Here is a 21,513-nt window from a genome sequence, read left to right as displayed (position 1 = left end):
GATTTTATTCTCCCCACCCCAACCCTCCCCATCAGGGGAGGGAGCAGTCTTACCCTATACATTTGTGTTTTTAACAAATTCCCTACCCTATTCAGGGCGGGTTTTATGAAAAACTTGATGATCGAGTGATAGGCCGTTTTAGCTTGGGTCTTAATCGCTACGGGCAACAGGGCAAACAATAACCGGAATTTTTCGGTCGTCCGCGAAATCACAAAGCATCCGCATCCAGCACTTGCGTTTTGCCTTGCTGATACTCGCGCACCGCTTCGTCTGCCAATGCAGCCAACCCGTCGGCTGTTTCGGCAAACAGTACCGCCCATTTCTTTTCGGTTAACACTTCGTCCATTAACCATTGCGCCAGCATGTTTTGTTGTAGCTCAGGCAATTGGGAAGCTTCTGAAAAGGCTTGTTGAAGTAATTGGGTCATAAATAACCGTCCGACCAATGAAAGATAATAATCGGATTATATAATATTGTGGGTCGTTTTCGGTACGGTACGCCGAAAATAAGCCGCCCGCAAGGCCAACCAATCAACGACTTGTACGCTTACCCATCGCAATTACATCATGGCCTTCACCCACCTCAGCGCGAAACTCACCCAACTGGCCGAGCAAGGCCTCTACCGCTCCCGCCGCGTGATCGATTCGCCGCAAGGCATCCGCCTCCACTTGGACGGCAGCAGCGTCATTAATTTTTGCAGCAACGATTATCTGGGGCTGGCGAACCATCCGGCGGTGGTCGCGGCCTTTAAAACGGCGGCGGACGCTTACGGCGTGGGCAGTGGCGCGGCGCATTTGGTGTGCGGGCATAGCACCGCGCATCATGCTTTAGAAGAAGAGTTGGCGGCGTTTACCGGACGCGAGCGGGCGTTATTGTTCTCAACCGGCTATATGGCGAATATCGGGGTGATTACCACCTTAGTCGGACGCGGCGACACGGTGCTGGAAGACCGTTTAAACCACGCCTCACTCTTAGACGGTGGCCTCGCCTCAAACGCGGCCTTCAAGCGCTATGCCCATGCCGATACCACACACTTGGCGCTGTTGCTGGCGGCGGCGGCAGGCAATAAACTGGTCGTTACCGACGGCGTGTTTAGCATGGACGGCGATGCCGCACCGTTACCAGAGCTGGCGCGTACCGCCAAAGCCCATCAGGCGTGGCTGATGGTCGATGACGCGCATGGCTTGGGGGTGCTGGGCGCACACGGCGGCGGTTTGTTGGAACAGTTCGGCCTGGGGCAAGACGATGTACAGGTGCTGATGGGGACTTTAGGCAAAGGCTTCGGCACCTTCGGCGCGTTTGTCGCCGGGTCTGAGCTATTAATCGAAACCCTTATCCAAACCGCCCGCACTTATATTTACACCACCGCCCTACCGCCCGCCGTCGCCGAAGCGACCCGCGCCAGTTTACGGTTAGTGCAAGCCGACACTTGGCGGCGCGACAAACTGGCGGCGCTCATCCGCCAATTCCGCAGCGGCGCGGCGCAGTTAGGCCTACAGCTCATGCCGTCCGATTCGCCCATCCAACCGCTGATTATCGGCGACAGCCAGCAGGCCGTGGCGTACAGCCAAGCTTTATTAGCGGCGGGTTTTCTGGTCAGCGCGATACGCCCGCCGACCGTGGCGCAAGGCACGGCGCGGTTACGCGTCACCTTATCGGCAGGGCATGACGAAACCATGGTGGCGGGCTTGCTGGACGCGCTAGGCGCAATCCGTGTTGCCCAGGGCTAGGCGTTGCTTTTCCTGATAGAGGCCATTACTATGAAGACACTACTGACTAAGGGGAGATTTTGCTATGCGAGTAACTGCAACAGGCCAAGTGACCATTCCGCCCAATCTGCTGGAAAGCATGGGTATTTTACCCGCCGAAACCGATATAGACTTCAGGCAAGATGAAAGTGGCCGCTGGTATATAGAAACAGCGCCGACAGCCAGCCGTTTCCGTACCGCCCATAAGATAGCGCCATTGGCGATGTCTACTGAGGAGATTATGGCATTGACACGAGGTGAAGCTTGACACTTGATGTTCAAGTTTTTAACATTAAAAATAAATAATTCAGGTTTTAGGCAACAGACGAGCCATTATATTTAATTAAAACAACAAAATGCAATGGAATTCGTCCCCCTCCCCTGATGGGGAGGGATGGGGTGGGGAGAATCAAAATAAGGTTTTTTTCATTAAACGGACTAAAAACAGCCTGCTTAAAATCTCTGAGCTATATGTATAAGCTATTGATTTTATTCTCCCCACCCCAGCCCTCCCCATCAGGGGAGGGAGCTGTCTTACCTCACTCTCTTGTGTTTTTAACAAATGCCCTACCCTATTCAGGGCGGGCTTTATCAAAAACTTGATGATTGAGTTATAACCCCATAACCCACCCAGCCCTTCAGAAAGGAAGCTACCCCTTTGTCAACCCTCCACTACCAAACCCTAGGCACTGGCAAGCCGATTGTCATGATCCACGGCTGGGCTATGCACAGCGGCATCTGGCACAGCTTTGCCGAACAGCTGGCCGCCCATTACCAAGTCACCTTGGTCGATTTGCCCGGCCACGGCCATAGCGCCACGCTAAGCCCGTTCACCTTAGACGCTATTGTCGACACCCTCGCCCAAACCTTACCCGACCAACCTTGTTGCTGGCTGGGCTGGTCGTTGGGGGCGACGGTGGCGACCGCGTTGGCGCAACGCTATCCCGAACGGGTCAACGCCTTGGTATTGGTCGCGGGCAATCCGTGTTTTTTGCGCCAAGACACTTGGCCGGGGATGCAGCCGACCGTGTTGGACAGTTTTGCCGCCAGCCTCGCCAGCGATGCCCAAGCCACTTTGCTGCGGTTTTTAGCCATACAAGTCATGGCCTTGCCTAACGCCAAAGAACTGACCAAAGCCTTAAAAGCCGCCGTGCTGTCCCGCCCCGCCCCGGCTGGCGAAACCCTGCAAGGCGGCTTGGACATTTTAAAAAGCACCGATTTACGCGCCGCCTTAGCAGCTGTTGACGTGCCTGTATTGGCGATTTTCGGCCAAAAAGACAGCCTGATTCCGGTCGCGCTCAGCGAGTACCTGCCGCAACTGCTACCGCACGCCCAAGTGCAGGTCTTGGCGCAAGCTGCGCATATCCCGTTCTTATCGCACCCGCACGAGGTTTTGACACGGCTGATGGCATTTATGGAAGCCCATGATGTTTGATAAAGCGCAGGTAAGACACGCGTTTGCCGCCGCCTCGCACAGCTATGACAGCGTCGCGCATTTACAGCGCGAAGTCGGCATGGCCTTGTTACAGGCCGCCGATTTAGCCACGCTGCACGGCACGGTGCTGGACATCGGCTGCGGCACGGGCTTTTTAACCGGACACTTAGCCCAAACCGGGTGCGGGCCGCTGATCGCCTTGGATATTGCCCTCGCCATGCTCCAGACCACCCGCGCCAAACTCGCCGCCCACCCGCAGGTACACTACCTATGCGCCGATGCCGAAGCCATGCCCCTAGCCGCCGCCAGTATCGACCAAGTGTTTTCCAATCTCGCCCTGCAATGGTGTGGCGACCTTAACGCCGTGTTCGGCGACCTCCGGCGGGTGCTGAAACCGGACGGGCAACTGCGCTTTAGCACCTTCGGCCCACAGACCTTACAGGAATTAAAACGCGCCTGGGCGGCGGTCGATAGCTACCCGCATGTCAATGATTTTTATACGCAAGACCAGCTTATCGCCAGCCTGCAACAGGCAGGCTTCCGCCACATCACTTGCCGCACCCATATTTACCAGCCCCACTACGCCTCGGTATTGGCGCTGATGCGCGAGCTTAAAGACATTGGGGCGCATAATGTATTGCCCGGACGCAACAAACGCCTGACCAGCAAAACCGCCCTGCACCGCATGATGGCGGCGTACCCGCCCAACCCCGAACCCTCCGGCATTACCGCCACTTTTGAAGTCTTTATCGTGAGTGCGACCCGATGAACAACGGCTATTTTATTACCGGCACCGACACCGATGTCGGCAAAACCTGGGCAACCGTCACCCTGATGCACTATTTCCGCCAGCAAGGGCGGACAGTCGCCGCCATGAAGCCGGTCGCGTCCGGTTGCGTGTGGCAAGACGGGCAATGGCAAAACGCCGATGCCCTGCTGTTGCAACACCACGCCTCCAGCCCCCTGCCCTACCCGCTGATTAACCCCTACGCCTACGAAGAACCCGTCTCGCCGCATCTGGCAGGCGTGGCTAATCCGGCGCAGATGGAGACCATCATCAGCCGCTTCCAAACCCTGCAAAGCCACGCCGACAGGGTACTGGTGGAAGGCGCGGGCGGCTGGTACGCACCCATCAACGCCGAACACGACATCAGCGACTTAGCGTTTGTTCTAGGCTTGCCCGTTATTTTGGTGGTCGCCATCCGCCTAGGCTGCATCAACCACGCCAAACTCAGCCACCAAGCCATTACCCTCTCCGGCCTACCCTGCGCAGGCTGGCTAGCCGTCTGCAACGATGCCACCATGCGCCAACGCGAAGCCAACATCGCCACCCTAGCAGCCGCCTTACCTAGCCCGCTCTTAGGCGTATTGCCGTATCAAGCAACGGCGGATTTTGTCGGCTTGGCGGGGCTGATAACACCGGGCTTGCGGTAGCCTGAATGATTTCCCCTATTTCTTAAGAGGCTTTTTGATAAAAAGGTAAGTATTCACAGGTGTGGGACGCTCATCATTACAGGCCACGTCACGCAAGAATACCGTGGCTTGCTGGCCAAGTAATAGCGGCAAGCTAAAATTTTAACAAATTTATTTTTCAAAATGTGAATTATTCACTACCAAAGTGTTTTAAGCCCTCCTATAATCTAGCCAAAGCCGGGGATTTATCTCCTTACGGCTTCTCTCCCCTTAAAATCAGCCCCAAGCAACCGTGTTGTTTGCCCGCCAACACCTAACAATACGCGCTATTTTTATTTAAGGCCGTCCTACCCCCCCATTTTGCCGAAATAGTATGAACGCCTATCTAAAAGCCGACCACCACACCGCAAGAATCCGCCAAGCCCAAGAAACGGTAGGCCGTATGCTACGCTATGCCATTGGCAATCCGCAGATTACCGTGAGCGAGGATCTTATCAACCGCAGCGTTAAGTCGCTATACACCCGCCATGAAGACTTTTCCGCCGAGACGGAAATTTTGTTGTGGACGGTTTATGCGCAACTGTCGCAGTTAATCAGCCCCGTTACCGATGTGAGCATCCAAATTGCCGACGGGCTTAAAAATACGGCGGCTACCGTTGAGGACACTGCCAGCGAGAAAAAAACCCTAACGGCAAAGCTTATACGTTTTTTTGGCCTGAATTCACACAAAAGCCTGTTAGTGAAACGTTGCCAACAAGATTTGGGTGTCATCACTTTTTGTTTGCTGATGTTCGTCAGTTTTTATGTCGTCAGCCAGTGTTACATTGCGTTGCTGTCTGAAACCCTGACCCATTCCTCACAATTGCTTGACGACCTAAAAGCGCAAAAGACTGCCGAGCTTTTGCTCAACGAACAGTCCCCAGCCAACCAAAACTTACAAATACGCAACGAAATTTTGACGCTTTACTTAAAGCTTGATGCCGCGTCACACGCTTTGAGCGATTTGGTCATGCCTTTGGAACGCCTGGGCTTTCTGACCCTCAGCGAGTCAACGCTCAACACCCTCAAAAGCTGCGCCCGTTATCGGGACACTATCGACCTGGAGAATGCCGATTTACTGCGCTGCGTCGCCCTTGAGCGCAAATATGCCTCGGCAACCTATACCGTGCTGTCCCGATACGTTTTACCGTTATTGCTGGGCTTTATCGGCGCGACCGCTTATGTGACCCGCCATACCTTATTCCAACTGGCCACTAACAGCTACGCGCCGTCGCCGCACGGCATGATGACCATGCGCCTTTGCTTGGGCGGCCTGTTAGGGGCCATCAGCGGCATCTTCATCTCCGCCGATGCTAACGAGACCCAGGGCTTTAACTTAAACCTGACCCTCATGTCCTTAACGATGGGCTATAGCATCGAAGTGGCTTTTTCGCTGTTCGATTCGGGAATTGATCGGATTAAAGAGTGGACTAAAAGTTTACGCACACCTAGTACCGCCAACCCAACGGTTAATGACATACCATCGGCACCTCCTAAGTAAGGGCTTGAAAATGGGCAAATAATGGCCAAAAGCCAAACAAGGATTATGACGCTGAACATCCATACCGCCTGTTGGCAAGATGTCCCTGCCATCCAATCGCTGATGACCGCCTCCGCCCAGACACTGCAAGCGCCGTATTACCCCAAACCCGTTATTGCAACGGCTTTGGAACTCATCGGCGGGTTAGAAGAACTCATCATCACAGGCCGCTTTTTTGTCGCCAAACTAGAAACGGCTATTATTGCCTGTGGCGGCTGGGCACAGGATAGTGCCCACCCAGAACAGGCAGAAATACGCAGCTTTTTCGTGCATCCTGAGTTCGCCCGCCAAGGCATCGCCACCCAGCTCCTTAACCGCTGCGAGCGTGACTGTGCACGTCACGGCATTAAGACGCTATACCTGACGGCAACGCTAGTAGGCGAGCCTTTTTACCGACAGCGCGGTTTTTCTGAATGCAAAAGATACAGCCATATATTGTCAAACGGCGCGGCGTTTGAGTTGGTTAAGATGGTGAAAACAGGTCTCTCAACTCGGAGCGATTAAACCTAAGCAATCCGAAACAATAGCCTTAACTCAAACAAAAGGATATTCTTCCTTATCCGGCTCACGCGCTTTTAAGGCTTGATCACGCGTCCAAATATGCACCGTAAACTTTTTAAATTTTTGGTAATCCCGATAAAGCTGTTGTGCCTGTAAATAGACCGAAGTATCGGTTAACCCTAAGCCCTGTCCGGCATATTCAGCGGCGAATTGCTGCAAATTGCCCAGCAAGTCTTCAATAGATTGAAAATCCTGGCACGGCACCACCTGAAAAGGCGAACCGTTAGACAGGCTATTTTGCACATCATTAACAAACTGGACGGCAAGCTTTTGCCGCTGCCCCCCATCATTTACATGGGCGATATGGTTCGCCAATTCAAAAATGACCGGAACCGGAATATACAAGCGGTTTCGGTTGGTTACCGCCGTGCTAAACCGCTGCCATATCTCCCGATGAGCATCCTCTCGGTAATGCCTACCCACTTTATAATATTCAACTCGATCATCAAGTTTTTAATATTAGAATAAGCAACTTAGCCACTAGATATTGGATTAGTATTTTAATTAAGTAAAAACAAAAAGTTGCAATGGAATTCGTCCCCCTCCCCTGATGGGCGACTGCATGGATGCAGGAGGTAGAGCAACGCAGGAGCAGTTGCCGAGAGGGATGGGGTGGGGAGAATCTAAATAAGGCTTTTTTCATTAAACGAAATAAAAACAGTCTGATTAAAATCTCTTAGCCATGAGCATAAGTCATTGATTTTATTCTCCCCACCCCAACCCTCCCCATCAGGGGAGGGAGTTGCCCACCTTAACAAGCCTTAGCTCTCCGCTAATCTTCCCCACTATTTAGAGGTGACTTTATGAAAAACTTGATGATCGAGTTCAAGCAAATAACTGGTATCTAGCACATAAACGGCGTTGGTCACTGGCATGAAGCCAACCAAGCCGAAGCAATGTCTTGTTGCGCTTGGGCAAAGCCAGGATCTAAATACTGCTCGATGACATTGCGCACCACTAAGCCACCCAATTTGCCTTTTTGTAGCAGCACATCCACATCGGGCAATTCAAAAAATGGGGTCAGTTTTGCCGATTGGCTGGCTTTGTCATAATGGCAGACCACCACGCAATCCAGTTGCTCATCGCTTAAGCTATCTAACGTGGCGGGATTATGGGTGGTGATTAAGGTATTCAAACGGCGGCGGTTGCTGGCCTCCCAAATCGCTTCCATCAGGACATTAACCCTAGAAGCATGGATACCGTTATCGATTTCTTCAACGATAATGCGCGAACCTTCGGGGACAGTTTCTAAGGCCGTCAAAATAGCCAAGGCGCGGAGGGTGCCATCAGATAACAATTTTGCGCTAATAGTTTCGCCATTGGCATATTTTAAGGCGAACAGCACATCGTTATTATCAGAAGTGGTGATAAATTCAAAGCAGCTAAACGCCTCTTCGGGCAGTTGCCGAATACGCCCTAAAATCCGTTCCAACACATCAGGTGCCTGTTGGCGCAAATAGTAAAGCACAGAGGACAGGTTAGAGCCATTTTTGCTTAAAGTTTGTAGGCCTACCGGATTATATTCCCTAATAATGCGCGGATAGATGTCAAATACATGAGTGTCAACATACTTGCTTAGCAACGCTGGAGCATCGGCTGGCGGTTGCTGGGGCGTAGCCTTGCGCTTAGCATTTTGCTCGGCGGCGGCAAACGCCGTTAATAACAAACTGGCGATGCCTAATTTATTGAGGCCTTTGTCTTCCGAAGATAACAGCCCTAAGCCGCCGATTAAGCCTGTTAACAGCAACGCATCATTATTTGTTTGGGCATTGGCTTGACCCTCAGGTGAAGAGGACAAATAAGCCAGCAAATCCTTACCATTAACCACGGCTTGCTTGTTAATGTGTAGGCTAGGTTTTGACTGTGCGGTTATCTTGTAACGGATAAGCTGCTCTTTATTGTCAAAAATAAGCTTATCTTCAAAACCGACGGCAAATTCATCTGTACCTTGCCGGAAACAGCCGGGCAAATTGCCCCGTATTTCAAAAGCCCCGCCCCGCCCGACATCAGAAATGTCTTCTATCGCCCGCCCTTTAAGCAATTCCGCCAACAGTTCCACACCTTCAATCACATTCGACTTCCCCGACCCATTACGCCCAATTAACAGCGTCATCGGCTTAGACAAATCAATCTTGGCTTCGGCAAGGTTTTTAAAATTTTTGAACGTGTGCATGGCGTTTTTATAGAATGTATAGTTAAATTAACGCGATAAGATTAAGATAAGATCGGTCAGTTATACCCTATTTATGCCCAGCCGTCAGCACGTTGGCGTACAACCCAGGAAAAACCATGCACTTACAGCATCAGCCAGAATTTGACGACATATTACAACCGCTAGGCCATCACGCCGCCGAGTTCTTTTTAGCCGCCAGCTTGTACCACGCTAAAAAAATCAGCTTTGCCCGTGCCGCCTATCTCGCGGGTTTGGATTTTGACGGCTTTAAAACCCGCCTGACCGAACAGTTCGGCCAAGGCTATGGCATAGCGGATGCAGGTGTTTTGGAAGATAGTTTGGCGGTAGGGAAACTCTAAAGCCCTTAACTTAGCCGCTACATCACCCCCACCACCAACCGCCGCCCCAATACCGCCAACGCCGTTTCAATCTGCTCTATCCGGCTTTTATGCCGAAATGACAGCAACCTGTCCACCAGCATCGGCGCGATATTCAGTAACCGCGCCATATCCGCCTTACGTTTGGATTCGGCCAGCATGGCGTTGTAAAGGGCGACTTTGCCCGCCACGATCACAGGCAAATTAACCAACACTTGGCCTGATGCCGCAACAGAAGGCATAGGCATCGTCTCCCGCTGCGCTTCGCAGATTTCAAAAGCCGTCACTAACGCCGCTTCGGCATTGAGCAACGCTTCGGCTTCATCTTCGCCGACCGAATGGGCAAAGGGCAAGTCGGGGAAAGAAACCATAATGGTTCCCGTATCGGGGTCTTGTTCAAGGACGGCGGGATAACAGAACATATTGCTACCCCTATCTTCTGGTCAAACTGAACCGTGGCTATACAACGCCCCCCGCCCTCAATGATGCAAATGCGCCGCCAACCACCGTTCCGCCACCTCCTCAGCAATACCCTTACGCCGTGCGTAATCCTGCAACTGATCCTTATCAATCTTACCGACGTTAAAATACTGCGCGTCAGGATGGGCGAAGTACCAGCCGCTGACGGCTGAGGCGGGGTACATGGCGAAGCTTTCGGTCAGTTCGATGGTGGTGTGGGCGGTGACATCCAGCAAGGCGAACAGTTTGGCCTTTTCGGTATGGTCGGGGCAAGCCGGGTAGCCGGGGGCGGGGCGGATGCCTTGGTAGGCTTCGTTGATTAAATCCTCGTTGGCATGGTTTTCGTCTTCGGCATAGCCCCAATAATCTTTACGCACCCGCAAATGCAGATACTCGGCAAAGGCTTCGGCAAGGCGGTCGGCTAAGGCTTTGAGCATGATGGATTTGTAATCGTCATGGTCATCGGCAAATTCTTGTAATTTGCTTTCGATGCCGATACCCGTAGTGACCGCAAAACCACCGACATAATCGGCAACCCCGCTGTCTTTGGGGGCGATAAAGTCCGACAGGCAGTAATTGGGCCGGCCTGGGGCTTTGACGTTTTGCTGGCGCAAATGGTGCAGGGTTTCCAGCACCTCGGTACGGCTCTCGTCGGTATAGACCAGCACATCATCACCGTCGCTGTTGGCGGGGAAGAAGCCGATAACGGCACGGCAACCTAGCCACTGCCCGTCAATAATTTGCTTGAGCATAGCTTGGGCATCGGCAAACAGTTGCCGGGCTTCGCTGCCGATCACGGCATCTTCCAAAATTTTCGGGTAACTGCCGGCCATTTCCCAGGTTTGGAAAAACGGCGACCAATCGATAAATTCCGCCAAAGTCGCCAACGCCACGTCTTCAAGGACTTTTAGGCCTAAAAAGCGCGGTCTGACGGGCAGGTGCGCACCGACCGTAAACTTATTGGCGCGGGCGACGGCGATGCTGTGTTGTTTGGTTTTGGACTCTTTGCCTTTATGGCGCTCGCGCACCAGTTCGTATTCGGCGCGGGTGCTGCTGATAAACTCGTCTTTCAGCTCGTTGCTCAACAGATTGCTGGCAACCCCAACCGCGCGGGAAGCATCGGTAACGTACAGCGTCGCGCCCGTGTAATGGGGTTCGATTTTTACGGCGGTGTGGGCGCGGGAAGTGGTCGCGCCGCCGATCATCAGCGGGATGGTAAAGCCTTGACGCTGCATTTCTTTGGCGACATGCACCATTTCATCCAACGAGGGCGTAATCAGGCCGCTGAGGCCGATAATATCGACTTTTTCCAGCCGTGCGGTTTGGAGGATTTTTTCGGCGGACACCATCACCCCCAAATCAATCACGTCGTAATTGTTACACTGCAAAACCACGCCGACGATGTTTTTGCCGATGTCGTGGACATCGCCTTTAACCGTCGCCATGAGGATTTTGCCGTTGGTTTGCCGATCCCCGGCGGCTTTGTCGGCTTCCATAAACGGCATCAGGTAAGCCACGGCCTTTTTCATAACCCGCGCCGATTTGACGACCTGGGGCAAGAACATTTTGCCCGCGCCGAACAAATCGCCGACCACGTTCATACCGTCCATTAACGGCCCTTCAATGACGTGCAAGGGGCGTTCGGCTTCTAACCGTGCCGCTTCGGTGTCTTCGTCGATAAAGTCGGTGATGCCTTTGACCAAGGCATGTTCCAAACGTTTGCTGACTGGCCAACCGCGCCATTCCAGCTCTTCCGGCTTCACGTCGTTGGTGCTGCCGTCGCCTTTGTATTTTTCCGCCAATTCCAGCAATTTTTCCGTACCGCTGCCGTCATGGCTGTTCAAAATCACGGCTTCGACGGCATCACGCAAATCCAGCGGAATGTCTTCATAAATCGCCAATTGCCCGGCATTAACAATACCCATCGACATACCCGCTTGGATAGCGTGGTATAAAAACACCGCATGGATGGCTTCACGCACCGGATTATTGCCACGGAACGAGAACGACACATTAGACACGCCGCCGGAAATCAGTGCGTGAGGCAGGGTTTGTTTGATGACGCGGGTGGCTTCGATAAAATCCACCCCGTAATTGTTGTGCTCTTCTATGCCAGTCGCGACGGCGAAGATGTTCGGGTCGAAAATAATGTCTTCGGGCGGGAAGCCGATTTGTTCGACCAAGATTTTATAAGCGCGTTGGCAAATCTCGACCTTACGCGCTTGGGTGTCGGCTTGGCCGACTTCATCAAAGGCCATGACAATCACTGCCGCGCCGTAGCGTTTGACCAGTTTGGCGTGGCGGATAAAGGCGGCTTCGCCCTCTTTCATGGAAATGGAGTTGACGATGCCCTTGCCTTGGATACATTTTAGCCCCGCCTCCAAAATCTCCCATTTGGACGAGTCGAGCATAATCGGCACTTTCGCGATGTCGGGTTCGGCGGCGATCAGCATCAAAAACCGCACCATCGCCTCCTTCGATTCCAACATGCCTTCATCCATGTTGATGTCGATAATTTGCGCCCCGTTTTCGACTTGTTGCCTTGCCACGCTTAACGCGGCTTCGTAATCGCCTTTGATAATCAAATTTTTAAACGCCGCCGAGCCGGTGACGTTGGTGCGTTCGCCGACATTGACAAACAGGCTGTCAGGGCCGATGCTCATCGCTTCTTGCCCGGCTAAACGGCACTGCTTGGGCAGGTCGGGGATAAGGCGCGGCGGGTGTTTTTGCACCGCATCGGCAATCGCCTTAATGTGCGCGGGGGTCGTGCCGCAACAGCCGCCGATAATATTTAAAAAGCCGTTCGCCGCCCATTCGTCCAGCTCTTTCGCCATGGCTTCGGGGGATTCGTCGTATTCGCCAAACTCGTTCGGCAGGCCCGCGTTCGGGTGGGCGGAAACATGCGTGTCGGCGATGCCGGACAATTCGGCAATGTATTGGCGCAGTTCTTTCGCGCCCAAGGCGCAGTTAAAGCCGAACGCAATCGGTTCGATATGCTTGAGCGAATGCCAAAAAGCGGCGACGGTTTGGCCGGATAGCGTCCGCCCCGACGCGTCGGTAATCGTGCCGGAAATCATCACTGGCAGCTTATAGCCCAAGGTGTCGAAGACATTGGCGACGGCAAAGGCGGCGGCTTTGGCGTTAAGGGTGTCGAAAATGGTCTCGATCAGGATAATGTCCGCACCGCCATCCACCAAGCCACGGGTCGCTTCGGTGTAAGTCTCCACCAGTTCATCAAAGGAAATGTTCCTAAAGCCCGGATCATTGACATCCGGGGACATCGACGCGGTGCGGCTGGTAGGGCCTAACACGCCCGCGACAAAGCGCGGCTTGTCATGGCTGTAGTCGTCCGCCGCCGCCCGCGCCAGCCGCGCCCCTTCCAAGTTGAGCTCATAAACCAAGGCCTCCATGCGGTAATCGCCCATGCCGATACTGTTGGAGTTAAAGGTATTGGTTTCGACAATATCCGTACCTGCGGCAAAATACGCGCTGTGTATGGCTTTTATAATGTCCGGCTGGGTCAGGGTCAATAAGTCGTTATTGCCTTTTAAATCCACCTCCCAATTGGCAAAACGGCTACCGCGATAGTCCTTTTCTTCCAGCTTATAGCTTTGGATCATCGTGCCCATTGCACCATCGAGAAATAAAATTCTTTGGGATAATAACTGTTTTAACTGTGCTGATTTCATGTGCGGATAAGGGTTAGCAAGAATTTTTTGGATGACAGCGTATAATGATTACGCAAAAATGCGGCAAACACTATTATTTTTACAGCTTAGGAGGGTGACAATGACAAAACCAAGCGGCATCGACATAATCAAAAGCGTTTTATCGGCATTTATCGGCGTACAGAGTAAGGCGAACAGAGAAAGGGATTTTACCGAAGGCTCGTTAAAAACCTACATCATCGCCGGCATCGTGTTTACGGTACTTTTTATCGGAACGCTTATCTTTGTCGTTTCGGCGGTGCTGGGTTAAGGCCCCAAACCCCACAAACTAAAAAGCCCAAGCACTGCCTGGGCTTTTAGGGGCGTTCCGTCAATAACGGCGGCTTATTTTTTAACGCCTTCTTTGACGGAATCAACCGCGCCTTTGGCCGCACCTGCAACCATTTCGCTAATGCCGCTGAACAGATTAGGCACAGAAAAGCTTTCTTTGGTGACGAATTTCAAACGGATAACCGCCAAAATCAGGAAACCGACCAAAGGCGGCATCAGTTCCATAAAGACCGACAAAAACGTGCCGCCTGTCGTTTGGAAGCCTTCTTGGTTTTTCCGGTCGCCAACACTGGTCAGATCGCGCTCATAACCTGCGGTGGACACATCTTTGCCGCTGTCAGAAGAAACCAGCAAGTCGGCAAGGTAAATGTTGACATCATACAATAGGATTTGCGACGCTAAAAACACGCCTGCACAAATACCTAACCACATGAAAATATTGCTTGTTTTTGCCTTGATTCCTGACTGGTAAATCCATATCACCGCAAAAATCATTACTATTGCACCAATCATAGCTACACCCTTCTTATGTAAAGTTTTATATTTTTGTTAAAAAATAGAACAAGAACGGACACTTAATAATCATCTCAGAGCCTTCTTTGCTGATGACTTTGCACGATTCGTATTTTTCTTGTCCGAGTTTGGTCTGCTTTTTAATTTCGCCATTTTCGACCGCATACTTAATGGCTATTTTCATTTCCTTCGTCCGGCCCACCGAATCGGTGGCCGTTGTGTTGAGGATACCGTCGGCTTTGAAATCCCACTCCACTTTTACCGCTTTTTTCTCACCGTCAAGCTTCGACGCTTCAGCGTATAAATTCCATTTTCCTAATATCTCCGAATTATCTTTTAATGCAACATCGGCATGAACGGAAAATGCCATTAACAGGGCGGCAAACGGCAGTATCTTCATATATTTTTTTATCATTTTTCTTGTCCTCATAACATGATCTGCGTGAAACGAGAAGTTTAAACTATACCACACTTGCTATCGAGCTTTAAATTTTCAATCGGCAAGAATTGCCTACGCCGCGCAACAAAACCTATAAGGGCTAAGGTTTTTCCGGCAAGGCATATAGGCCTTATAGACCCCTGCCCCACGGCCAAAAAATGCCCGTAACTCTATAGGTTTTATGGGCTAATCTCATCATGAAGGGGCAATTAGCGCTTGACTTTAATTACGCCTAAAGTATCATGTAGCTTCCATTTGCTATTCAAACTAGCAATTTCTAAAATACAAAAAATTACAGGTAGGACATCCATGGGGTTCATCTTAGATCTCACTTCAATGTTAAAAGAGCCAGCTGGCATGGTCGGCGCGGTTGTAGTTATTGGTGCTATTTATGCGTTAGTCAAATGGGTATTTGCTGAGCATCCAGACGACGAAAAATAAGCCGTCAACAAAATCCCGCCATACTTTAAGGCCGTTAGCCGTCTGATGACAGGCTAACGGCCTTAGTACGTTTAGCCCCTGCCAAATATTTACCCCACAGTTTAGCGTTTTATTCTACAATTCGTCATTTTTTCACAAAATGCCGGAATGCCTAACTGATGCTGCCTAAACTCCCCGCCTTACTTGCCAAGCAAGTCCCTGCCACCGGCATAGGCTTGTTCCGTATCGCCTACGGCTTGGTTACCCTACAAGAAATTATTTTCCTGTTTTACTTTAACCATCTGATTTTCGACCCCATCCCGTTCATTGATGTCGAATTTCCGACCATCCCGCTGTTTTTATGCCTGTGGGGCTTGGTCGCCTGCGCCGTCACCGTCGGCTACCGCTATCAGGCCGCCTTGCTCAGTAACTACCTATTCTGGCTGGTATTCGTCAATTTTACGCCCATGCAGCGCGATTTTGACGGCGGCTTCGACCTGTTTATGATCGGCGCTAACTTCTTCCTGCTGTTTATGCCGGGCGAGCGGGCTTTTTCCTTGGACAACCTGAGGCGCAAGCTCAGCACCCCGTTCGTGCCGTACCAACACTACGCCCCGGCCACCGTGTCGGTGCTGGCCTATTATGTGCCGGTCATGATCTGCCTGGGCTTTTTGTATTTTGATTCGGCCATCCACAAACTGTTCGCCGAACACTGGCGCAACGGCTTAGGCTCATGGCTACCCTCGACCCAGCCTTACTATGTCTCGGCCTTGGATATGTCTTGGCTGCTCAATAACGAATGGCTGGAAAAGACCATCGGCTACACCATTTTGGTGTTCCAGTTCACTTTTATTTTCGGTTTCCACCAACGCCGCCTACGCCCCGTCTACCTGCTGGTCGGCATGGCCATACACTTAGGCATCACCCTGTCGCTGAACATCTACCCGTTCGGCTTGGGGATGCTGGCATTTTACACCCTGCTGGTGCCGTTTTCGGTGTGGCGGACAGTGGGCCGCTGGTTATGCGCCGCCCAACCCGTACTGACGGTGTTTTATGACAAGCAATGCCCCTTGTGTAACCGCACCGTGCTGACCCTGAACCACTTGGACATCTTCAAGTGCATCGACTTTAAAAACGCCCAAGACCATGCCGCCAACTACCCCGCCCTGGCCGCGCTCAGCCCGCAAACCCTATTGACGGATTTATTCGCTGTGGACGGCCAGGGGCGACTTTATTCTGGAGTGGACACTTATAGCCAAATCTTGGTAAAAATGCGCTGGCTAGCCCCTATGGGGCTTATTTTGCGCCTGCCGGGCATTCACTTACTGGCGACCCGACAATACCGCGCTATTGCCGACACCCGGGCGCGGGTTGAATGCACTAGCACCTGCCTGGTCAGCCCGCCTTTTACCGAGACCACCGCTTACCAACGCTACTTTGTCGGTTTGGCCAACACCAAACCCAAAGCCTTTACCCGTAAACTGGGCAAAATCCTGACCGCCATCGTACTGCTGCAACTGAACAGCACCTTCCACTACGGCATTGTCTACCGGCTGGACATCGACACGACACAAAACCCCGTCACCAACATCATGGCCAAAGGCAGTAACGCCGTGCTGGAGCTGTCGCAAACCTTTTTAGGCATCGCCCCGCACGCGCTGTACCTGCACGACCATTTTTCCGGCTACGACCGGATTGTCGCCATCACCTACACCGATGCGCAAGGGCAGGAGCAATGGCTGCCGTTCGTCAACGAACAAGGCCGCTTGCTCGCGCCCAATTGGGGGCGGGTACATTCGATGTGGGCAAACATTGCGGTGACACCGACCATCAACAATGTCCGGCTAGAAAAATTCATCATGAAAGTGACGGCATTTTGGGGGCATCAGCTAGGCTTAAACCTCAATAACACCGTTTTTCATATCCAACTTAAGAAAATTAACGCCCCCAACCATTGGGTATACGACCAACTGCACCAAAACTTTGCCGCGCCGTGGGTTCCTATCGGTTCGGCCAAATGGACGAACAATGTGATTGCCGTTGATTTGCCCAATAATATCAATTCGCTGTAAAGCGGCCAATAAAGCAAATGACTTTAATTATTGCATGAATCCCTGAGCCATGATATAAATTGCCCGTGCTTTCATACATTGACGCACAATAAATAAAATAAGTTAAACCCCTTTGGAGGATAATATTATGAAAAAAATTCTAGCACTTTTGGCTATGGCATTGATGGTTGTTGGCTTGTCTGGCTGTATGGATGATCCAGATGGTTCAAAACAAAAAGTTTCTAGTTCAATCGAACTGTAAGCAAACGCTTTGAAGCAAAAAAAAACCCAGCCCTCGGGCTGGGTTTTTTTTCGCCTGGCGGAAAGCGGCGGTCTTGGTGACAAACCAAAAAATAAGTGCGCATCTATTTTCTATTTCTTGATGTTCAAGTTTTTAACATTCGGATAAATAGCTCAGCTACCGGATATTGAAAATATGAATAAGTTAATTAAAAACAATAAATTGTAACGGAGTCCGTCTCCCTCCCCATCAGGGGAGGGAGCCGTCCACTTTGATAAGCCTTAGCTCTTCACTAATCTTGCCCACTATAGAGGTGGCTTTATGAAAAAATTGATTATCGAGTATTTAATCTGGCACGGGAGGTAATGTGATGGAACAATGCAAAAAAAGCAGCGTAAGCGACGAGACATTTGATGATTTTCTTGCCGAACAGGGTCTGCTTCAAGCCTGTGAAGACCATGCCATTAAAGAGATAATCGCCGAACGCATTGAAGGTTATAGGCTGTTGGCTTGCCAAGCTGATAAGCGGCAAGATAGGGTTTAGGATAATTGGCTTTAGAAGTGGTGGCCGACTTTCGCAGGGCATACGCACGGATAAGCCATCGTGCAAAGGCTAAAGCCTTTGCACGCCGATCAGGGCAATAACCCCCAGAACCACCTACACCAAATGCCCCCACATATCATGCTCGTCGGCCTCTTCCAACTCGACTTGGACAAAATCACCGACTTTCAGGTGCGTGGCCCCGTCAATAAACACCTGCCCGTCAATGTCCGGCGCATCGGCGCGGCTTCTGGCGACCGCCCCTTCTTCGACCACTTCATCCACTAACACCGTCTCAATCCGCCCGACCCGCTGTTGCAGACGCTGCGCACTGATGGCCTCTTGGTGCGCCATAAACCGCGCCAGACGTTCTTGTTTCAATGCTTCCGGCACCGCATCCGGCAAATCGTTAGCGGCAGCGCCGCGCACGGGCGAATAGGCAAAACAGCCGACCCGGTCTAACTGGGCTTCGCTTAAAAAATCCAATAATTCGGTAAAGTCCTGCTCGGTTTCGCCAGGAAAGCCGACAATAAAGGTGCTGCGCAAGGTAATGTCGGGGCAAACACTCCGCCAAGCCTTAATGCGTTCCAGATTGTTCTGGCTCGCCGCCGGACGCTTCATCAGCTTTAAAATGCGCGGGTTGGCATGTTGGAAAGGGATGTCCAAATACGGCAATATCTTGCCCGCCGCCATCAAGGGGATCACGTCATCGACATGCGGATAGGGGTAAACATAGTGCATCCGCACCCAGATACCCAAATCGCCCAAGGCTTCGGCCAAATCGTAAAACCGGGTTTGCACACTGCGCCCGCGCCAGTCACGCGGCTGATATTTGACATCCAAGCCATAAGCACTGGTGTCTTGCGACACCACCAGCAATTCTTTAACGCCCGCTTGCGCCAAACGCTCGGCCTCCACCAGCACATCATCGACCGGACGGCTGACCAAATCGCCGCGCATGGATGGGATAATGCAAAACGTGCAGCGGTGGTTACAGCCTTCGGAGATTTTCAGATAGGCATAATGGCTAGGGGTCAGCTTAACGCCTTGGGGCGGCAACAGGCTGGTGAACGGGTCATGGCGCGGCGGCAAATGCTCGCGCACCGAAGCCACCACCTCGTCAATGGCATGGGCTCCGGTAACTTTCAGCACTTGCGGATGCCGCGCCCGGATCTCATCCTCACGCGCCCCCAAGCACCCCGTGACGATAACCCGGCCATTTTCCGCCAAAGCCTCGCCGATGCTGTCCAAAGACTCCGCCACCGCCGCATCGATAAAGCCGCAGGTATTGACGACCACCAGATCGGCATTTTGATAAGTGGGGGAAATGGTGTAACCGTCGGTGCGCAATTGGGTCAAAATGCGCTCGCTATCGACCAGGGCTTTAGGGCAACCTAAACTGATAAAACCCACTGTTGGCGTATATGTCATAAATGTATTAAAGTTAAGCGGTAGGGAAAATAAAAAAGGGGATCAAGACAGCAACGCCGCCAATAAAGCCTGGCATTGCTGCTCTTGCCGGACGCGCAGCAACCGTTGGCTGGTAATAATGCTTTTTAGCTCCTGCAAAGCCAGGGCAAAGTCATCGTTGACCACCAGATAATCAAACTCGCGGTAATGGCTCATTTCGGCGACCGCATCGCGCATCCGCCGGGCGATAATCGCTTCGTCATCCTGACCGCGCCCGCGCAGGCGTTGCTCCAGCACGGCAATGGACGGCGGCAGGATAAAGATACCGAGGCTGTCGGGCAGCAGGCGCTTAATCTGCTGCGCCCCCTGCCAGTCGATTTCCAAAATCACGTCCAAGCCTTGGTTAAGGTTATCCTGCACCGTCTGCCGGGCCGTGCCATAGAAATTATCGAACACTTGCGCGTGTTCCAAAAAGGCCTGCCCGGCGAGCATGGCTTGAAACGTGGCCACGGACACGAAATAATAATCCTGCCCGTCCGTCTCGCCCGGACGCATCGCGCGGGTGGTATGGGAGATGGACACGGTCAGATTGGCGGTATCCGCCACCAGTTGTTTGACCAAACTGGTTTTGCCCGCACCCGACGGTGCGGCAATAATGTAAAGGGTGCCGATTGTCATGAAAACCTAATAGCGAAAAAAGCAAAATACTAACCGCCTATTTTATACGCAATAGCGCGTAACCACAGCATTAAAGAATGCCTGTGCCCACTCACCCTACCCTGATACCCACCATGACCAAACGCGGCCCCTGGCAAATCCTGAGCGACAAGCTGATCTACGAAAATCCGTGGATACGCATAGACTACCACGATGTCATCACCCCCACCGGCACTCCCGGCATGTATGCCACCGTGGACTTTAAAAACTGGGCCATCGGCATTATCCCCATAGACAGCGAAGGCAACACCTACATCGTCGGCCAATACCGCTTCCCGCTGGAAGAATATAGCTGGGAAATCCCCGAAGGCGGCGGCAACAAAGCCGCCACCGTCCTGGCCTCCGCCCAGCGCGAACTGGCCGAAGAAACCGGCATCAGCGCCGAAAACTGGGAGATGATTTATGAATTTAACACCAGCAACTCCATTACCAACGAGCGGGCCTATATTTATCTGGCGACCGGGCTAAGCTTCGGCGAAGCCGAACCGGAAGAGACCGAAGAACTGGTGGTGAAAAAAATCCCCTTTAGCGAATTGCTGGGGATGGTTTACCGTAACGAGGTGAAGGACAGTTTGACTGTGATTGGGGTGTTGATTGCGGCGAAAAAATTGGGGCTGGCGTAAAGCCCCGCTACCCAAACCAGAGAGCGGGTGAGCCAGTAATGGCAACGCCTAAACCGCCCGTTCGGGATGTTGGGGTAAATCATCGTGGATGTCGTACCACTGCGCTTTTGAGCCAACATAGATGTGCGCTTGCGGGCCTTGGCTGATAACGGTGTCCAAAGTACCCAGCCGCAACCGCAGCACGTCAGGGAATTGCTCGCGTTGGCTGTAGATCGGCGACCCGCATACTGAACAAAAATAGCGGTGTACCCCTTCCGGCGTACTGAAGGCTTTGAGCTGATCCGTACCTTCGACCAGCCTGAATAAGGCTGCGGACACTGGCGCGTTAGAAGCAAACGCCGACCCGCTGGCCTTCCTACAGCGCGAACAATGGCAATAAACGGCAGCCCCTAAATCACCTTGAAGCTCATACTGCACTGCCCCACACAAACAACTGCCTTTATACATTGTATTTTCCTCCACTAAGGTTTAATGAACGGTAAAGGCAGTGCCGCCACCAAATGGCCGCAGCAGAAACCTTTGTTTAAAAAATAAATCCGATGGTTTTTTAATCCCTAACAGTCAAAAAAGTACCCAACCCTTCGGCATTTTCCAGCTCAAGCTCCGCTTCAATATCCTTTTGCACGGCTTTAATATATTTAAGTATCTCAAAAATGCGCAACCCGTAGTCGGTCAAATAATACTCCACGCGCGGCGGCATTTCGGCATAGATGGTTTTGTCAATAATCCCCAAGGCCATCATTCTGGCAAAATAATAATTCTGCACGCGGGTGGTCAAACCCGGCAGGGCTTTTTGGGCTATTTTAAACGGGACT

24 protein-coding genes are annotated in these 21,513 nt (G+C 52.0%); 13 read left to right on the top strand and 11 right to left on the bottom strand.

Features of this window, described 5'->3' with window-relative positions:
* Window positions 1-208: 208 nt before the first annotated feature.
* Window positions 209-427 (bottom strand): hypothetical protein, encoded by a 219-nt coding sequence (locus tag AADEFJLK_RS09790; RefSeq protein ID WP_103974110.1) that lies wholly within the window; start codon window positions 425-427, stop codon window positions 209-211.
* A gap of 139 nt (window positions 428-566) precedes the next feature.
* On the opposite strand from AADEFJLK_RS09790, the gene bioF reads away from it, so the two are divergent.
* The 7 genes from bioF (at window position 567) to AADEFJLK_RS09755 (ending at window position 6,679) form a co-directional block, all read left to right on the top strand.
* Window positions 567-1,730, top strand: a complete 1,164-nt coding sequence (gene bioF / locus AADEFJLK_RS09785) for an 8-amino-7-oxononanoate synthase (protein WP_103974109.1) — start codon at window positions 567-569, stop codon at window positions 1,728-1,730.
* Between the two features lie 64 nt (window positions 1,731-1,794).
* Window positions 1,795-2,016 (top strand): AbrB family transcriptional regulator, encoded by a 222-nt coding sequence (locus AADEFJLK_RS09780; protein WP_103974108.1) that lies wholly within the window; start codon window positions 1,795-1,797, stop codon window positions 2,014-2,016.
* A 390-nt stretch (window positions 2,017-2,406) separates the two neighbouring features.
* Entirely contained in the window at window positions 2,407-3,183 is a 777-nt protein-coding gene (gene bioH / locus AADEFJLK_RS09775; RefSeq protein ID WP_103974107.1) for a pimeloyl-ACP methyl ester esterase BioH, read from the top strand.
* Window positions 3,173-3,952: a malonyl-ACP O-methyltransferase BioC gene (bioC, locus tag AADEFJLK_RS09770; protein ID WP_103974106.1), complete on the top strand. Its 780-nt coding sequence runs from the start codon at window positions 3,173-3,175 to the stop codon at window positions 3,950-3,952. Before bioH ends, bioC begins: the two co-directional genes overlap by 11 nt.
* Window positions 3,949-4,617: a dethiobiotin synthase gene (gene bioD, locus AADEFJLK_RS09765; protein WP_103974105.1), complete on the top strand. Its 669-nt coding sequence runs from the start codon at window positions 3,949-3,951 to the stop codon at window positions 4,615-4,617. The genes bioC and bioD overlap by 4 nt, the downstream gene beginning before the upstream one ends.
* A gap of 352 nt (window positions 4,618-4,969) precedes the next feature.
* Window positions 4,970-6,136, top strand: a complete 1,167-nt coding sequence (locus AADEFJLK_RS09760; RefSeq protein ID WP_088620812.1) for a hypothetical protein — start codon at window positions 4,970-4,972, stop codon at window positions 6,134-6,136.
* Window positions 6,137-6,157: 21 nt separating this feature from the next.
* Window positions 6,158-6,679 carry a GNAT family N-acetyltransferase gene (locus AADEFJLK_RS09755; RefSeq protein WP_103974104.1) on the top strand — a complete coding sequence of 174 codons (522 nt, stop codon included), beginning with the start codon at window positions 6,158-6,160 and terminating at the stop codon, window positions 6,677-6,679.
* A gap of 30 nt (window positions 6,680-6,709) precedes the next feature.
* Here the strand turns inward: AADEFJLK_RS09755 and AADEFJLK_RS09750 are convergent, their stop codons facing one another.
* Window positions 6,710-7,081: a hypothetical protein gene (locus tag AADEFJLK_RS09750; protein ID WP_103974103.1), complete on the bottom strand. Its 372-nt coding sequence runs from the start codon at window positions 7,079-7,081 to the stop codon at window positions 6,710-6,712.
* A gap of 520 nt (window positions 7,082-7,601) precedes the next feature.
* Window positions 7,602-8,909 (bottom strand): AAA family ATPase, encoded by a 1,308-nt coding sequence (locus AADEFJLK_RS09745; protein WP_103974102.1) that lies wholly within the window; start codon window positions 8,907-8,909, stop codon window positions 7,602-7,604.
* A 116-nt stretch (window positions 8,910-9,025) separates the two neighbouring features.
* On the opposite strand from AADEFJLK_RS09745, the gene AADEFJLK_RS09740 reads away from it, so the two are divergent.
* Window positions 9,026-9,268, top strand: a complete 243-nt coding sequence (locus AADEFJLK_RS09740; RefSeq protein ID WP_103974175.1) for a hypothetical protein — start codon at window positions 9,026-9,028, stop codon at window positions 9,266-9,268.
* 17 nt (window positions 9,269-9,285) lie between these two features.
* Here the strand turns inward: AADEFJLK_RS09740 and AADEFJLK_RS09735 are convergent, their stop codons facing one another.
* Both AADEFJLK_RS09735 and metH read right to left on the bottom strand, forming a co-directional pair.
* Window positions 9,286-9,708 (bottom strand): type II toxin-antitoxin system HicB family antitoxin, encoded by a 423-nt coding sequence (locus AADEFJLK_RS09735; protein ID WP_103974101.1) that lies wholly within the window; start codon window positions 9,706-9,708, stop codon window positions 9,286-9,288.
* A gap of 57 nt (window positions 9,709-9,765) precedes the next feature.
* A complete protein-coding gene (gene metH / locus AADEFJLK_RS09730; protein WP_103974100.1) occupies window positions 9,766-13,434 on the bottom strand; it encodes a methionine synthase in 3,669 nt (1,222 codons plus the stop codon).
* 100 nt (window positions 13,435-13,534) lie between these two features.
* On the opposite strand from metH, the gene AADEFJLK_RS09725 reads away from it, so the two are divergent.
* Window positions 13,535-13,723, top strand: a complete 189-nt coding sequence (locus tag AADEFJLK_RS09725; RefSeq protein WP_088620816.1) for a DUF2970 domain-containing protein — start codon at window positions 13,535-13,537, stop codon at window positions 13,721-13,723.
* A gap of 74 nt (window positions 13,724-13,797) precedes the next feature.
* Here AADEFJLK_RS09725 and AADEFJLK_RS09720 read toward each other — a convergent pair whose 3' ends face one another.
* Window positions 13,798-14,175 (bottom strand): hypothetical protein, encoded by a 378-nt coding sequence (locus AADEFJLK_RS09720; RefSeq protein WP_332455530.1) that lies wholly within the window; start codon window positions 14,173-14,175, stop codon window positions 13,798-13,800.
* A 106-nt stretch (window positions 14,176-14,281) separates the two neighbouring features.
* The gene (locus AADEFJLK_RS09715; protein ID WP_088620818.1) at window positions 14,282-14,671 is read right to left on the bottom strand and encodes an Hsp70 family protein; all 390 of its coding nucleotides are present in this window, start codon (window positions 14,669-14,671) and stop codon (window positions 14,282-14,284) included.
* Window positions 14,672-15,004: 333 nt separating this feature from the next.
* Here AADEFJLK_RS09715 and AADEFJLK_RS25860 point away from each other — a divergent pair, with 333 nt between their 5' ends.
* The 3 genes from AADEFJLK_RS25860 (at window position 15,005) to AADEFJLK_RS09705 (ending at window position 17,951) form a co-directional block, all read left to right on the top strand.
* Window positions 15,005-15,136: a hypothetical protein gene (locus AADEFJLK_RS25860; protein WP_269766569.1), complete on the top strand. Its 132-nt coding sequence runs from the start codon at window positions 15,005-15,007 to the stop codon at window positions 15,134-15,136.
* A gap of 158 nt (window positions 15,137-15,294) precedes the next feature.
* Complete coding sequence (locus AADEFJLK_RS09710) at window positions 15,295-17,187, top strand: DCC1-like thiol-disulfide oxidoreductase family protein (protein WP_103974099.1); 1,893 nt, start codon at window positions 15,295-15,297, stop codon at window positions 17,185-17,187.
* A gap of 590 nt (window positions 17,188-17,777) precedes the next feature.
* Window positions 17,778-17,951 (top strand): hypothetical protein, encoded by a 174-nt coding sequence (locus AADEFJLK_RS09705; RefSeq protein ID WP_198328295.1) that lies wholly within the window; start codon window positions 17,778-17,780, stop codon window positions 17,949-17,951.
* A 114-nt stretch (window positions 17,952-18,065) separates the two neighbouring features.
* Here AADEFJLK_RS09705 and rimO read toward each other — a convergent pair whose 3' ends face one another.
* Both rimO and gmk read right to left on the bottom strand, forming a co-directional pair.
* A complete protein-coding gene (gene rimO, locus AADEFJLK_RS09700; RefSeq protein WP_088620594.1) occupies window positions 18,066-19,379 on the bottom strand; it encodes a 30S ribosomal protein S12 methylthiotransferase RimO in 1,314 nt (437 codons plus the stop codon).
* A gap of 42 nt (window positions 19,380-19,421) precedes the next feature.
* Window positions 19,422-20,036, bottom strand: a complete 615-nt coding sequence (gene gmk, locus AADEFJLK_RS09695; RefSeq protein ID WP_103974098.1) for a guanylate kinase — start codon at window positions 20,034-20,036, stop codon at window positions 19,422-19,424.
* A 113-nt stretch (window positions 20,037-20,149) separates the two neighbouring features.
* Between gmk and AADEFJLK_RS09690 the strand changes: the two genes are divergently transcribed.
* A complete protein-coding gene (locus AADEFJLK_RS09690; RefSeq protein ID WP_103974174.1) occupies window positions 20,150-20,698 on the top strand; it encodes an NUDIX domain-containing protein in 549 nt (182 codons plus the stop codon).
* A 48-nt stretch (window positions 20,699-20,746) separates the two neighbouring features.
* On the opposite strand, the gene AADEFJLK_RS09685 is transcribed toward AADEFJLK_RS09690, so the two are convergent.
* Both AADEFJLK_RS09685 and AADEFJLK_RS09680 read right to left on the bottom strand, forming a co-directional pair.
* Window positions 20,747-21,145 (bottom strand): GFA family protein, encoded by a 399-nt coding sequence (locus AADEFJLK_RS09685; RefSeq protein ID WP_103974097.1) that lies wholly within the window; start codon window positions 21,143-21,145, stop codon window positions 20,747-20,749.
* A gap of 100 nt (window positions 21,146-21,245) precedes the next feature.
* Window positions 21,246-21,485 carry a winged helix-turn-helix transcriptional regulator gene (locus AADEFJLK_RS09680; protein WP_282957360.1) on the bottom strand — a complete coding sequence of 80 codons (240 nt, stop codon included), beginning with the start codon at window positions 21,483-21,485 and terminating at the stop codon, window positions 21,246-21,248.
* Between the last annotated feature and the right edge of the window lie 28 nt (window positions 21,486-21,513).

This window comes from Methylovulum psychrotolerans (genome assembly GCF_002923755.1).
Classification (GTDB): Bacteria; Pseudomonadota; Gammaproteobacteria; order Methylococcales; family Methylomonadaceae; genus Methylovulum; species Methylovulum psychrotolerans.
This window is presented reverse-complemented; position numbering and strand designations above follow the sequence as displayed.